We start from the raw sequence: 12,766 nt of genomic DNA on the forward strand, positions 1-12,766 counted from the left end.
GATAGCCATGCGGGCGCCGACATCTCAATTATCCTGCCCACCCCGGGCCTCGTCGGCTGCAGGAATCTGCCCGGCACCTTAGCGCGACCCGGCACTGGCGGTCTCGCACCCGCCGCGCCTCTGTTCTATCAATAAGGATGGATGACATGGAGCATTCCGAGTTCGATGCCGCTTTCGCGAAGCTTGCGGAGGGATACAGAGAAGGGACTTATGAAGGCCGGCGTTTCAGCTTGATCGTCCGGCGATCTGGGGACGGACGTCGCAACAGTCTGTTCGCCAGGGAGTTGGACGGGACTGACATTGTCAGCTTCAACCTCTTCCGCGTTACATCAGATAGGACATTGTTGAAGCCGTGCGAAATGTCCGCCGAAAAGGTCGTAGCGTTCGTGCTGGAGTTCCGACCGGACACCTGACGGGCAGAAGAAGATCCCGGCCAACCGGCGCGCCTGCGACGGCCGGCTATCTAAGGCTGCGCAAGCCTATAGCCGCAGCTCATTGCACTTCGTCTGGCGAGGAATTCAACATCGATACGTCGCCATCCGCGGGGATATCGGTACAGGCGCCCGTGTAAGCCAGATTGAGAAATCCTAAGCGATGACTAACACCAATGACGCCACCCTTCCGACACATTCTATTCTTGAGGAATGCACAGCGATGGCTGTCGTCAACGCTCTGAAGATTATTCTGAAGAACAGCTACGCGATCTACCTTAAGACAAAAAATGCCACTCGGGCGCATCCCGCCCCTACTTCAGGGACTTTCACTTGCTTCTCGCTCTGTCACTCACAGCATCGGCACGCCCATGACGCATGGTATCCAGGCCTCATAATTTTCCCATATAACCTTCTTGTCTTTTGCGCACCCAGAAAGACTCGAGGCTTTAACTGGACAGATGAGCCCTCGAGGGTAGTGTTCACCTGATTGGCTTTCTCATATCTGATGTTGATTCGCACAGTGTGCCAACCAGGTGATAGTTTCAAAAAACCTGCGCTTCAGAGCGAATTAGACGATCTTCGATAAGAGCGATCCGCCTCAAAATCCAAAACATCTAACATTGTCCTAGAGCCATATTTGTACCTAGTACTATGGCGCTCCCATTAACACATTTGATGATGCACAGAAAACTTAGCTCATGATAGCTTTCAGCTAACAGCTATTCGGAAGCCCGAAAGGATTCAACCGTTTAAGCGTGAACCGTCGATTATAAATACTTTCGTAAGTTAGCTTTAAAGGACGCTTTTAGTCCTTGTAAATACGCATTACGACTCCACAGCTACCAAATCCATACGGCGCCAGCAACCATTAAAACACCCGACACTACTAAAACAATAGTAGAGGCGCGATTGCTGCCTTTCAAAGTATGACCAACACCCACATCCATAACTAGGTGTCGAATTCCGGCTACGAGATGATAAATAAATGAAGAGTATACCAACCAGAAACTAACTTTGCCGAAAGGTGAAGAAAAAATCTCCTTGACTTCATTAAAACCCTTTTCTGACTCCAACGATTTGCTCAGCATATACAGTATCAGTCCCAGAAAAATAAAGAGCATAATTCCTGAAATCCGGTGCAGAATCGATGTAAGCGCCGTGAGAGGAAGCTGAATGGTTCGAATATCAAGATTAACCGGCCGCTTTTTATTCATTTTGACTCCAGTCAACAATTCTAGTGGGGGATTTCAGTTTTCGATCTCATTCATCATAGCAGCTGTAACTAAGGCTGGCGGCGACAATAATGGAGATATTCGGGGCTTACGTTGCATTTTGAGGTCGCAAGTGCATGTGCGTAAATTGAAGCAAATTGCAAGGTTATGCCCAATAGGTAGCTAGCTTATTAATTTAACAAAAGTGACGTGTGTCGTTCTGCAGGGCATGCTGTTCCCCCAATGTCATCAACCTAAGCTGCAGCCCTGCCCAAGGCAAGCCCCCCGAAGCAGCCAGCCGCCATGGCCGTCGGGCGATGACCAGGCCTCTGCCGCTCAATCAGGCGGTCTAGCTGGGCTGGCGGTGATGTGATCATCGTCTGTTCCGGCTGTCTAGGCGAGATTTCTCGTTCTCCGGACGAGCCTATGCCGACCGCTTGTGGCCAGCTTTTTTGCACGGAGGTTGGGCGGTGGTGTTTCTTCAGCGCGTCGGTTTGTAGCCCTCACAACCTCGGCTGGCTGCGCGTTTGCGTTGGCGCGCAAAGCTACGGCCTGAGCGTACGGCACTGAGGCTTTTAGCCATCAAGGCCAGCACATTGCTCAGCCCCTGAGCACAGTGCCGCACCAGCAGCTCGACCAGGGTATTTTTGAGCCGTGACACGCCTTGGGTGAAGTTGACTTTCCATCGCAGCTTGCGACCTTTGTGGCGCTGTTCGATGACCGGCTGTAGCAGGTGCTGCATCAACAGCGCCAGGTTCTTCAACAGTTGAGCGGCATGAAAGTCCTGCTTTACAGCGGTCACGCTGCGGCCGCTGAAGTTGTCCAGCGTCAGGGTTTGTTTGAGGCGACGGAAATCGGTTTCGATGCCCCAGCGGCGGTGGTAAAGCTCGGCAAACACCTCAGCGGGAAAGGCTTCTCGATCCAGCAGCGAGGTCAGCAATACTTCGCTTTCGCCGTTGGCCAACTCGACCCGGATCAGTCTCAGCTCGATCTGGCTGGCAGGATCAACGCCAGCCTCGGAGCAGAACAGACGTGCTTCAGGATGGTTGGCCACGAAAAGCTGTGTGTCTTCAACTTGGCCAGAGTGTAGAAACGCTTTGACCTGGGCGTTATAGCCACAGGGCAGGCGCATCAGAAAGTGCCGCTGTTGCTGCGCGAACAGCGCGAATAACCAGTGCCCAGGGTAACCACGGTCAAACAGCGTCAGGCTGTCAGCCGGCAGGTGCTCAAGGTGCAGATGGGCACAGTCGCGCTCGCCGACGGTCAGGGGCACGATCAGGCTATGCAAGGTTTGACCGTCAGCGACTTCGTAGAGTGTGGACAAGCGAGCCATGGGAAAGCCAGAGTGACTGCCAAAGAAGGTCGCCATGGTCGACTCCAGGGGTAAATGCACGGTCGAGCCATCCACCGCGAGCACCCTCAGCCCACGCCACTTCTGACGCAGCCCGAAGCAGTCAATTTGTTGCTGCAGGAGGCGATTGAGACTTTCAAATACCTCGGGGTTGAGCTTTTTGCGCGCTTTGCAGAAGGCCTGCGCAGTGACCATTTGCGTCTCAGTCGACGCCTGATTGAGTACGCGATAGAACTGATCGAGTTCGGTTTGCAGGGCCGTGCGCGGCTGATTGAGCAGGAACAGGACGAGGTTCTTGAAGGTGAGCTGGCGTCGGCGGGTAAAGTCTTGAGGATTCTGGCGGTGGGCGGCGATGAAGGCGGGACAATCGAGCGGGCTGGTTATTTTTTGTACAATTTTCAAGCCAGGGTTTGGCTGGCGGTGTCAAGCGATGCGGTATAGGTAGTCAAAAGGGCTTCTCCCATGCACTGATTTGAGCGCTAATTATATGATATTTATGGATAATTTCCAAAGTTGATGACATTGGGTTGCGAGCAGCATGTTTACGATGTCTCACAACCGGGTCAACGCAGTCTTATCGGAGCCTGACGCATTTGAAATCAAGCATTGATTTCCCTGCCAGTCTGATCACCGACGACTTGCTCAAACAGCAGCGAATTCCGTGCCTGTGCAAGGTTTCAACGTAATTCGAAATTTCCTTCATGGATACAGTCCCTGAATCATCCGGGATCGTATCTGGCTGGAATCGTGAGGAGCTGGAACGCCGGGCGGTCGCCGGAGCGTGGGGTCAATACACTCACTATGCCAATAGTCTGATTACCTTGAGCAAAATTGGCGAAGGCCTTTACCAGATTATTGATCTTGAAATGTTCTGTCCAAGTTTTGGTTGGTGCGCCGTTTTCCGAGATGGACAACATGCGCCTGCCGGAAATTTCTGGGACGATGAGCCCACGTAAAACTAAAACGCCCCGAACTCTACCGGGGCGTTTTCATTTACCCGGCTGAACCAGCCATGTGTTTACCGAAACGCCGGCACCACATCCCTGATAAACAACTCCAACGACTTCTTCTTCTCCGCATGCGGCAGACTGTTATCACACCAGAAACTGAACTCATCCACCCCCAGTTCCTGGTAATACTTGATCCGCGGAATGATCTCTTCCGGCGTACCAATCATCGCCGTCTTGTGCAGGCTCTCCAGTTCAAACTCCGGACGCCCGGCAAACTTCTCTTCCGGGCTCGGGGCGAGGAAGCCGTTGACCGGTGTTTCCTTGTTGCCGAACCACGCATCAAACGTGCGGTAAAAACGTGAGATCGCTTTGGCGCCGACTTTCCAGCCTTCTGGGTCGTCAGCCGAGTGCACGTGGGTGTGACGCAGCACCATCAATTGCGGACGCGGCACGTCGGGGTTGTTGTCCAGCGCGGTCTGGAATTTGTTTTTCAGGTCGACGACTTCTTCGTCGCCTTTCATCAGCGGCGTGACCATCACGTTGCAGCCGTTGGCCACGGCAAAGTTGTGCGAGTCGGGGTCGCGGGCGGCGATCCACATTGGTGGGTTGGGCTTCTGAATCGGCTTCGGCACGCTGGTCGAGATCGGGAATTTCCAGATGTCGCCGTCGTGGGCGTAGTCGCCTTGCCACAGGGCGCGGACTACCGGGACCATTTCGCGCAGGGCCTGGCCGCCGCTGGAGGCGGGCATGCCGCCCGCCATGCGATCGAATTCGACCTGATAGGCGCCGCGCGCCAGGCCGACTTCCATGCGCCCGTTGCTGATCACGTCGAGCAGCGCGCATTCACCGGCCACCCGCAGCGGATGCCAGAACGGCGCGATGATGGTGCCGGCGCCGAGGTGAATGGTGGTGGTTTTGGCGGCGAGGTAGGCCAGCAGCGGCATCGGGCTCGGCGAGATGGTGTATTCCATCGCGTGGTGTTCGCCGATCCATACGGTGCTGAAGCCACCGGCCTCGGCCATCAGGGTCAGTTCGGTCAGGTCTTCGAACAGTTGGCGGTGGCTGACGTTTTCGTCCCAGCGTTCCATGTGGATGAACAGGGAAAATTTCATGACGCTTCCTCGGATCTTTTATTGTTGAGGCTACCTGTGGGAGCGAGCTTGCTCGCGAAAAGCGGTGTAACAGCCGGCATCTATGGCGACTGACAAGACGCCTTCGCGAGCAAGCTCGCTCCCACAGTTGATTTGTGTAGGGCTGACGATCAGGCCAGAACGGGCAGGGCGCCCATCTTGCCGTGGCAATACACCAGCGGCCCGGTGTGCTGCTCCGGGACGATCAGATTCTTCACCGCGCCGACCATGATCGCGTGGTCACCACCTTCGTATTCGCGCCACAACTCACACTCGATGATAGCTGTCGCATTGGCCAGGATCGGGTTGCCCAACTCGCTCAACGTCCACTCGATGCCCTGCGCCTTGTCCTTGCCTTTACGGGCGAAGGCATAGGCTTCGCTTTGCTGGCCGCCGGACAGGACGTGGATCGCGAAGCGCTTGTTTTTGATCAGCACAGGATAGGAGTCGGAGCTGTAGTTGGGGCAGAACAGCACCAGCGCCGGGTCCATCGACAGTGAACTGAAGGCGCTGGCGGTGAGGCCGACGATCTGGCCGTCATCGTCCAGCGTGGTGATGACAGTGACGCCGGACGGAAACGAGCCCATGACTTGTTTGTAGATGGCAGCATCGATCATTGGACGGTCCTCGGGTGTTGTGACGCGATTTTTATGTATTTGTTGGTCTGATGGTATACCAGTATTTTTTCTTTGCAAGGGCTTTTAGGCTGAACCGATAAACGTGGTGCTTTCGTCGGAAACTCAGCATTTATTGGGCTTCTGGCTGGCCTGCAGGCCGCAGTATCAGTGAGGATGGCGGATCAGCTAGCGCCGTAAACTACGGATCAGTCTTGTGAAATGTTTGGAATACCATAATATGGTCTGCATCTGAGGGGCGACCCAGAGTCCCCCCGGTTTGGCTTCATACAAAGATAAGAACAGACAAACTCGAGTTCATGCATATGTCCCAGATGTCCCGGCAAGATCCGTTGATCGAGAATCACACGGTCGACTATGTCCCACTCGCGGAACGCCACGGGAAGGCCCGCGACCTTTTCACCTTATGGTTCAGCACCAACATTGCGCCACTGCCCATCGTCACCGGCGCCATGGTGGTTCAGGTGTTCCATCTCGATTTGCTCTGGGGGCTAATGGCGATTGCGCTCGGGCACCTGATCGGCGGCGTGGTGATCGCCCTGGCCTCGGCGCAGGGGCCGCGCATGGGCATTCCGCAAATGGTCCAGAGTCGCGGTCAGTTCGGGCGTTACGGCGCATTGTTGATCGTGTTTTTTGCAGCGCTGATCTACATCGGCTTCTTCATTTCCAACATCGTGCTGGCCGGTAAATCGATTGTCGGCATTGCGCCGTCGGTACCGACGCCGTTGAGCATTCTGATCGGTGCACTGGCGGCCACCGCGATTGGTGTGATCGGCTACAACTTCATTCACACACTCAACCGCATCGGCACCTGGGTGATGGGCAGCGCGCTGCTCGCCGGCTTCCTCTACATCTTCGCCCACGATTTGCCGGCGGACTTCCTGACGCGCGGCAGCTTCAACCTGTCGGGCTGGCTGGCAACGGTGTCGCTGGGGATCATCTGGCAGATTAGTTTCTCGCCGTACGTGTCCGATTATTCGCGTTATCTGCCGGCGGATATCGGCATCGCCAAACCGTTCTGGGCCACTTATCTGGGGGCGACGCTGGGCACGATTCTGTCGTTCAGTTTTGGCGCGGTGGCGGTTCTGGCGACGCCTGAAGGCACCGAAGCAATGGCGGCGGTCAAGCAGTCCACCGGGTGGCTGGGGCCGATTCTGATGGTGTTGTTCCTGCTCAATATCATTAGCCACAACGCGCTGAATCTGTACGGCGCGGTGCTATCGATCATCACCTCGATCCAGACCTTCGCCAGCCAGTGGACGCCGAGCATCAAGGTGCGCGTGGTGTTGTCGAGCGTGGTGCTGGCGGCTTGCTGCGTGGTAGCGCTGGGTGCCTCGGCGGATTTCATTTCGCAGTTCATCGGGCTGATTCTGGCGTTGCTGTTGGTGCTGGTGCCGTGGGCGTCGATCAACCTGATCGACTTCTACCTGATCAAGCGCGGCAACTATGACATCAGCTCGATTTTCCGCGCGGACGGCGGCATTTACGGGCGCTTCAATCTGCACGCAATCATTGCCTACTTCATCGGGATCATTGTGCAACTGCCGTTCGCCAATACGTCGCTGTACGTCGGGCCGTACGCCAATCTGGTCGATGGCGCCGACCTGTCGTGGCTGTTTGGTCTGGTGGTGACGGTGCCGCTGTATTACTGCCTCGCCACACGGGGGCAGACGCAGAAGCAACGTGGCGAGGGGATTTATCCCCGATCGGCTGCGAAGCAGTCGTGAAATCAGCGAGTGCGGCCCCCCTTTGAGATATAAAGGGGGCCGCTTCGCGTCCCATCGGGGATAAATCCCCTCACCACAAATGATGTCTGCTTAGACCTTGTGCATTCGTGCGGTCATTCAAATTGGCCATTTCGATCCCCTTTTGGCCCATCCCCCACTGTGCCGCGACCCCGCGGTCGGCAAGAATCAAAGCCACAATAAAACGCTGGACTTTGCTTGCCCTTGGCTACCTTTACAGCCGCTGCCGTGTACAGAACATAAAAACCATCGATCTCACGTCGCATTCCGGGGAAACAACCATGGTCACGATGAAACGCATTCTGGGTGCCACCGTCTGTGGGCTGACGCTGCTGGCCAGCGCGGTACACGCCGAACAGCGCGAGCTGCGGGTTTACAACTGGGCGGATTACATCCTGCCGTCGGTGCCCAAGGATTTCGCCGCGAAGACCGGCATCAAAGTGACCTGGGACACCTTCGACACCAACGAATCGCTGGAGGCCAAGTTGCTCACCGGCAACTCCGGCTATGATCTGGTGGTGCCGTCGAACCAGTTCATCGACACCCAGATCAAGGCCGGGGTGTTCCAGAAACTCGACAAGTCGAAACTGCCGAACTGGAGTCACCAGGATCCGGCGCTGCTCAAACTGCTCGACGCCAATGACCCTGGCAACCAGTACGGCGTGCCCTACATGTACGGCACGGTACTGATCGGCTTCAACCCGGCCAAGGTCAAGGCCGCATTGGGCGACAATGCGCCGGTGGACAGTTGGGATCTGGTGTTCAAGCCGGAAAACATGGAGAAGCTCAAATCCTGCGGCGTGGCGATGCTCGATTCGCCGTCGGAAATTCTACCGCTGGCCCTGCATTACCTCGGCCTCGACCCGAACAGCCAGAACCCGGCCGACTATGAGAAGGCCAAGGACCTGATGCTGAAGATTCGTCCGTACGTGACCTACTTCAACTCGGCCAAGTACATGACCGACATCGCCAATGGCGACATCTGCGTGGCCATCGGCTATTCCGGCAGCTTCTATCAGTTCGGCAACCGTGCGAAAGAAGCGGGCAACGGTGTGGTGGTCGACTGGCGTTTGCCGAAGGAGGGCGCGCCGATCTGGTTCGACACGTTCGCCATTCCGAAGAGCGCGAAGAATGTCGAAGAGGCGCATGAATTCCTCAACACCTTGCTCGATCCGAAAGTCATTGCGCCGATCAGCGACTTCCTCGGCTACCCGAACGTGAACAAGGATTCGATGCCGCTGGTGAACAAAGACATCACCGGCAACCCGAACCTGACGCCAACGCCTGAAGCCCTGAAAACCCTCTACGTCGTCCAGCCCCTGCCGCAAAAACTCGAACGCGTACGCACCCGGGTGTGGACCAGCATCAAGTCCGACAAGTAACCACACCCCTGTAGGAGCTGCCGAAGGCTGCGATCTTTTGATCTTGTTTTTCCAGGAGACAACGCCAAAAGATCGCAGCCTGCGACAGCGCCTACAGGGATTGAGTTTGGTCTTCCTTGCGGGTGACGATCAGGCTCAACACCACTGACCCCAGAATCACCCCGCCGACCACCGCCAGCGACCATTCCACCGGCATGTGAAACCACGGCATCAACGTCATCTTGCCGCCGATGAACACCAGCACGATCGCCAGTCCGTATTTGAGCAAATGAAAGCGGTCGGCCATGTCTGCCAGCAGGAAGTACAGCGCGCGCAGGCCCATGATCGCGAAGATATTCGAGGTGAACACGATGAACGGATCGGTGGTGACCGCGAAGATCGCCGGGATGCTATCGACCGCAAACATCAGGTCGCTGGCCTCGATCAGCACCAGTACCAGAAACATCGGCGTGGCCCAGCGCACGCCGTTCTGCAGCACGAAAAAGCGCTCGCCATGAAAGCCCTGCGTGATCCGCATGTGCCCGCGCACCCAGCGTAGCAGCGGGTTTTTGTCGAGATCAGGTTGTTGCTCGGCAAACATCAGCATCTTGATCCCAGTGATAATCAAGAATACCCCGAAGGCATACAACAGCCACTCGAACTGCGACACCAGCCACACCCCGGCGAAGATCATTGCCGCGCGCATCACGATCGCCCCGAGTACGCCATACAGCAGCACCCGGCGTTGCAGTTCCGGTGGCACGGCGAAGTAGCTGAAGATCATCACGAAAACGAACATGTTGTCGATCGACAGCGACTGCTCGATCAGATAACCGGTGAGGAATTCCAGGGTCTTGCGCTGGGCAATGTCGGCGCCGAACTCGCCGAGCAGATACCACCAGAGCAACCCGGCGAAAGCCATCGCCAGCGCACACCAGGCGATCACCCAACAGGACGCTTCCCGCACTGAAACGCGGTGTGCCTTGCGTCCGCCGAAGACGAACAGGTCCAGTGCAAGCATGGCGAGAACGAAGACGATAAACGCGCCCCACATCCATGGTTCGCCGATATTGATGTTGGTCGTTGGCATGGCGGGCTCCCTGGCTTTTATTGAATTAGGGTCAGGCAGGGCCATGCTAGCGGCGAGTTTGGTTGCAAGAAAAATCGCTTATTTCTGAGCAATAGTTCGGGAAAAGCGAAGTGTCGCGATCAGCGAGGGGGAATAGCGACGACGGGAATTGAGACCTTTTGCGGTCTCAACCCCGCCGTTCTGATTACTTGCCGGCAGTCAGCGCCGGAGTACGCGGCGGCACCTGACGCTTCGAACCCGTCGCCTCGAACGCCGAGGCCAGGCGCAGCAGATTCGAGTCATCGTAGGCGCGACCGGCGAAGGTCAGGCCGACCGGCATGCCGATGTCGGCCATGATCCCCATTGGAACAGTGACGGTTGGTACGCCGAGGTGCCGGATCGCCAGGTTGCCGTTGGCGACCCAGATGCCGTTGCTCCAGGCGATGTCCGCCGATTCCGGATTGATATCGGCATCTGCCGGGCCGACGTCGGCGTTGGTCGGGAACAGCACCGCATCGAGTTTCAGCGTGTCCATCCAGTCTTCCAGATCGAGCTTGCGGGTCTTTTCCAGGCCGCGCAGGCCGTCCGGCAGAGTCGGAATCTGATCCCACGGGGTGATGCCGCGCTCGGCCATGCGCACGTATTCGTCCATGCCGGCAGCCAGATCGCCTTCACGGTTGGGCAGGGTGCCCGGGTCGTGCGGGAAGATTTTCGGCCCGTCGACATCGGCCAGACGGTTGAGCTTCGGATCGCCGTTGGCGCGCAGGAAATCGTCGAAGGCCCAGGCTGACAGGTCCCACAGTTCGTGGTGCAGGAACTCCTTGGAAACGATGCCGCGATTGAACACGGTCGGCGCGCCCGGACGGTCGCCTTCGCAGTTGGAGACCAGCGGGAAATCCACTTCGATGACTTCGGCGCCGGCCGCTTCCAGAGCCGCGCGGGCCTGTTTCCACAGGTCGATCACCGAAGGGCGGGTGTTGATGCGTTGCCCGGTCGGGCCGCCGATGCCCGGCGCTTCGCTGGTGCCGGCTTCAGGGTCGGCATTGATGTACATCTTCGGCACACCGAGGCGTTTGCCGGCCAGTGCCGCGGGTTTCACTGCCAGTTCGGCGTAGGACGCCGGGCGTACCGAGGCAACGCTCGGGATCGGCACCCACGGCTGCAGGCGCCACAGGTCGCCACGGGTGTCGGGGTCTTCCGCGACGACCACGTCGAGCACTTCAAGCAGATCGGCCATGGTCCGTGCGTACGGCACCACCACGTCCATGGTCGGCGTCAGCGGCCAGTTGCCGCGTACCGAAATCACTCCGCGCGACGGCGTGTAGGCGCACAAACCGTTGTTCGACGCCGGGCCGCGACCGCTCGACCAGGTTTCTTCCGCCAGGCCGAAGGCCGAGAAACTCGCGGCGGTGGCGGTGCCGGCGCCGTTGGACGAGCCAGAGGCAAACGGCGCGGTCAGGTAGGCGGCGTTGTACGGGCTCTCGGCCCGGCCATAGACGCCACGCTGCATGCCGCCATTAGCCATCGGCGGCATGTTGGTCTTGCCCAGACAGATCGCCCCGGCGCCGCGCAGGCGTTCGATGGTGAAGGCGTCGCGATACGCCACCAGATCGGCGAAGGCCGGGCTGCCGGAGGCGGCGGTCAGACCCTTGACCAGATAGCTGTCCTTCGCGGTGTAAGGGATGCCGTCGAGCGGGCCAAGGGTTTCGCCCTTGGCCCGGCGCGCGTCGGACGCCTGGGCTTCGGCCAGCGCTTCAGGATTGCGCACCACCACCGCATTCAGTGCGGTGGCGGTGTGCGGGCCGTCGTAGGCGTCGATCCGGGCCAGATAGGCCTGCACCAGTTCAACCGCGGTGGTCTGGCCGGCGTCGAGCGCCGCGCGTAATTGAGCAATGGAGACTTCAGTGACTTCGATCATGCTGTTACCGCCGACAGGTTCGCTAAAGGGTTGGGTCATCAGGGTTATGGTCGTAACGCGTAAAGAATTCCGTATGGGCGAAACTCTACCCTGAACTTTGTCGATTGGCATGTGCTAATTCGATAAATATCGACAAAAGTCAGCGAAAAAATTCGCCCGGGGTTTCACCAAACTGCTGGCGAAAGGCCGCGATGAACGCCGACGTCGAGTCATAACCGCAGGCCAGAGCCACGTCGGTGACCCGTTCGCCGCGTTCCAGCGGGGTCAGTGCGCCCAACAGACGCAAGCGCTGACGCCAGGCGCGGAAGGTCAGGCCGGTGTCGCGTAAAAACAGGCGGCTTAGGGTTTTCTCGGTGACACCGAATCTTTCGCTCCAATGGTTCAGTGTGGTCTGCTGTTCCGGATGTTGCTCCAGACTTTGATAGATCTGCCGCAGACGGTTGTCCTGCGGCAGCGGCAGCATCAGGTCAATCTGCGGCGCTTCGGCCAGTTGATCGAGGATCACTTGGGCCAACCGGCCATGCGCGCCGCTCTCGTCGTATTCCACCGGCACCCGACTGAAGGCGCGAATCAGCTCGCGCAGCAGGTCGCTGACGCCCAGCACATGACAGCGCTCAAGCGCCCAACCGGCCACGCTGCAATCGATGTACAGGCTGCGCATTTCGGTGTGCGGCGAGCTGAACACGCGATGCGGCACGCCCGCCGGAATCCACACCGCGCGCTCCGGTGGCGCGACGAAACGCCCGGCGCTGGTCTGCACCTCAAGCACGCCTTGAATCGCGTATGACAATTGCACCCACGGGTGACTGTGACGCCGGGTCAGCGCGCGATTAGGCAGCGACTCGGTGCGCCCGTACAGCGGACGGGGCAGGCTGGGCAACCCGGGAATGCTGCGCCGGAAGCTTTTCTCATGTCCTTTAGGCGGCATCTGTTGGCTCTTCGGCGTTAGTCGGTAATTTCTG

General features: G+C 58.0%; 11 protein-coding genes. 4 read left to right on the top strand and 7 right to left on the bottom strand.

Features of this window, described 5'->3' with window-relative positions:
* Window positions 1–146: 146 nt before the first annotated feature.
* Window positions 147–413: a hypothetical protein gene (locus GTQ41_RS11665; RefSeq protein WP_003464988.1), complete on the top strand. Its 267-nt coding sequence runs from the start codon at window positions 147–149 to the stop codon at window positions 411–413.
* Window positions 414–1,273: 860 nt separating this feature from the next.
* Here the strand turns inward: GTQ41_RS11665 and sdhC are convergent.
* Together sdhC and GTQ41_RS11675 are read right to left on the bottom strand one after the other, a co-directional pair.
* On the bottom strand, window positions 1,274–1,648 hold the full coding sequence (sdhC, locus tag GTQ41_RS11670) for a succinate dehydrogenase, cytochrome b556 subunit (protein ID WP_005005993.1): 375 nt from the start codon (window positions 1,646–1,648) through the stop codon (window positions 1,274–1,276).
* A gap of 478 nt (window positions 1,649–2,126) precedes the next feature.
* Window positions 2,127–3,398: an IS4-like element ISPa1635 family transposase gene (locus GTQ41_RS11675; protein ID WP_004423958.1), complete on the bottom strand. Its 1,272-nt coding sequence runs from the start codon at window positions 3,396–3,398 to the stop codon at window positions 2,127–2,129.
* 299 nt (window positions 3,399–3,697) lie between these two features.
* On the opposite strand from GTQ41_RS11675, the gene GTQ41_RS11680 reads away from it, so the two are divergent.
* On the top strand, window positions 3,698–3,952 hold the full coding sequence (locus GTQ41_RS11680) for a hypothetical protein (protein WP_230679386.1): 255 nt from the start codon (window positions 3,698–3,700) through the stop codon (window positions 3,950–3,952).
* A 62-nt stretch (window positions 3,953–4,014) separates the two neighbouring features.
* Here GTQ41_RS11680 and GTQ41_RS11685 read toward each other — a convergent pair whose 3' ends face one another.
* Window positions 4,015–5,058: an LLM class flavin-dependent oxidoreductase gene (locus GTQ41_RS11685; protein ID WP_047294832.1), complete on the bottom strand. Its 1,044-nt coding sequence runs from the start codon at window positions 5,056–5,058 to the stop codon at window positions 4,015–4,017.
* A 149-nt stretch (window positions 5,059–5,207) separates the two neighbouring features.
* Window positions 5,208–5,693, bottom strand: coding sequence for a flavin reductase family protein (locus GTQ41_RS11690; protein WP_003225754.1), 486 nt, complete (start codon window positions 5,691–5,693; stop codon window positions 5,208–5,210).
* 323 nt (window positions 5,694–6,016) lie between these two features.
* On the opposite strand from GTQ41_RS11690, the gene GTQ41_RS11695 reads away from it, so the two are divergent.
* A complete protein-coding gene (locus GTQ41_RS11695; protein ID WP_047294830.1) occupies window positions 6,017–7,438 on the top strand; it encodes a cytosine permease in 1,422 nt (473 codons plus the stop codon).
* Window positions 7,439–7,737: 299 nt separating this feature from the next.
* Window positions 7,738–8,838, top strand: a complete 1,101-nt coding sequence (locus GTQ41_RS11700) for a polyamine ABC transporter substrate-binding protein (protein WP_047598364.1) — start codon at window positions 7,738–7,740, stop codon at window positions 8,836–8,838.
* Between the two features lie 91 nt (window positions 8,839–8,929).
* Here the strand turns inward: GTQ41_RS11700 and GTQ41_RS11705 are convergent, their stop codons facing one another.
* The 3 genes from GTQ41_RS11705 to GTQ41_RS11715 all read right to left on the bottom strand — a co-directional run bounded on the left by GTQ41_RS11705 (window position 8,930) and on the right by GTQ41_RS11715 (window position 12,732).
* A complete protein-coding gene (locus GTQ41_RS11705) occupies window positions 8,930–9,907 on the bottom strand; it encodes a TerC family protein (RefSeq protein WP_047294827.1) in 978 nt (325 codons plus the stop codon).
* Window positions 9,908–10,091: 184 nt separating this feature from the next.
* Window positions 10,092–11,804, bottom strand: coding sequence for an amidase (locus tag GTQ41_RS11710; RefSeq protein WP_196302434.1), 1,713 nt, complete (start codon window positions 11,802–11,804; stop codon window positions 10,092–10,094).
* 139 nt (window positions 11,805–11,943) lie between these two features.
* The gene (locus GTQ41_RS11715; RefSeq protein ID WP_217325505.1) at window positions 11,944–12,732 is read right to left on the bottom strand and encodes a helix-turn-helix domain-containing protein; all 789 of its coding nucleotides are present in this window, start codon (window positions 12,730–12,732) and stop codon (window positions 11,944–11,946) included.
* Window positions 12,733–12,766: the final 34 nt, after the last annotated feature.

Source organism: Pseudomonas sp. AN-B15, from assembly GCF_019056475.1.
In the GTDB taxonomy this organism is placed as follows: domain Bacteria; phylum Pseudomonadota; class Gammaproteobacteria; order Pseudomonadales; family Pseudomonadaceae; genus Aquipseudomonas; species Aquipseudomonas parakoreensis.

Bases quoted from the DNA above. Each gene is read 5' to 3' on its own strand.
- GTQ41_RS11665 (WP_003464988.1), top strand. From the start codon at position 147: ATGGAGCATTCCGAGTTCGATGCCGCTTTCGCGAAGCTTGCGGAGGGA.
- sdhC (WP_005005993.1), bottom strand. From the start codon at position 1,648: ATGAATAAAAAGCGGCCGGTTAATCTTGATATTCGAACCATTCAGCTT.
- GTQ41_RS11705 (WP_047294827.1), bottom strand. From the start codon at position 9,907: ATGCCAACGACCAACATCAATATCGGCGAACCATGGATGTGGGGCGCG.
- GTQ41_RS11695 (WP_047294830.1), top strand. From the start codon at position 6,017: ATGTCCCAGATGTCCCGGCAAGATCCGTTGATCGAGAATCACACGGTC.
- GTQ41_RS11715 (WP_217325505.1), bottom strand. From the start codon at position 12,732: ATGCCGCCTAAAGGACATGAGAAAAGCTTCCGGCGCAGCATTCCCGGG.
- GTQ41_RS11700 (WP_047598364.1), top strand. From the start codon at position 7,738: ATGGTCACGATGAAACGCATTCTGGGTGCCACCGTCTGTGGGCTGACG.
- GTQ41_RS11710 (WP_196302434.1), bottom strand. From the start codon at position 11,804: ATGATCGAAGTCACTGAAGTCTCCATTGCTCAATTACGCGCGGCGCTC.
- GTQ41_RS11685 (WP_047294832.1), bottom strand. From the start codon at position 5,058: ATGAAATTTTCCCTGTTCATCCACATGGAACGCTGGGACGAAAACGTC.
- GTQ41_RS11690 (WP_003225754.1), bottom strand. From the start codon at position 5,693: ATGATCGATGCTGCCATCTACAAACAAGTCATGGGCTCGTTTCCGTCC.
- GTQ41_RS11680 (WP_230679386.1), top strand. From the start codon at position 3,698: ATGGATACAGTCCCTGAATCATCCGGGATCGTATCTGGCTGGAATCGT.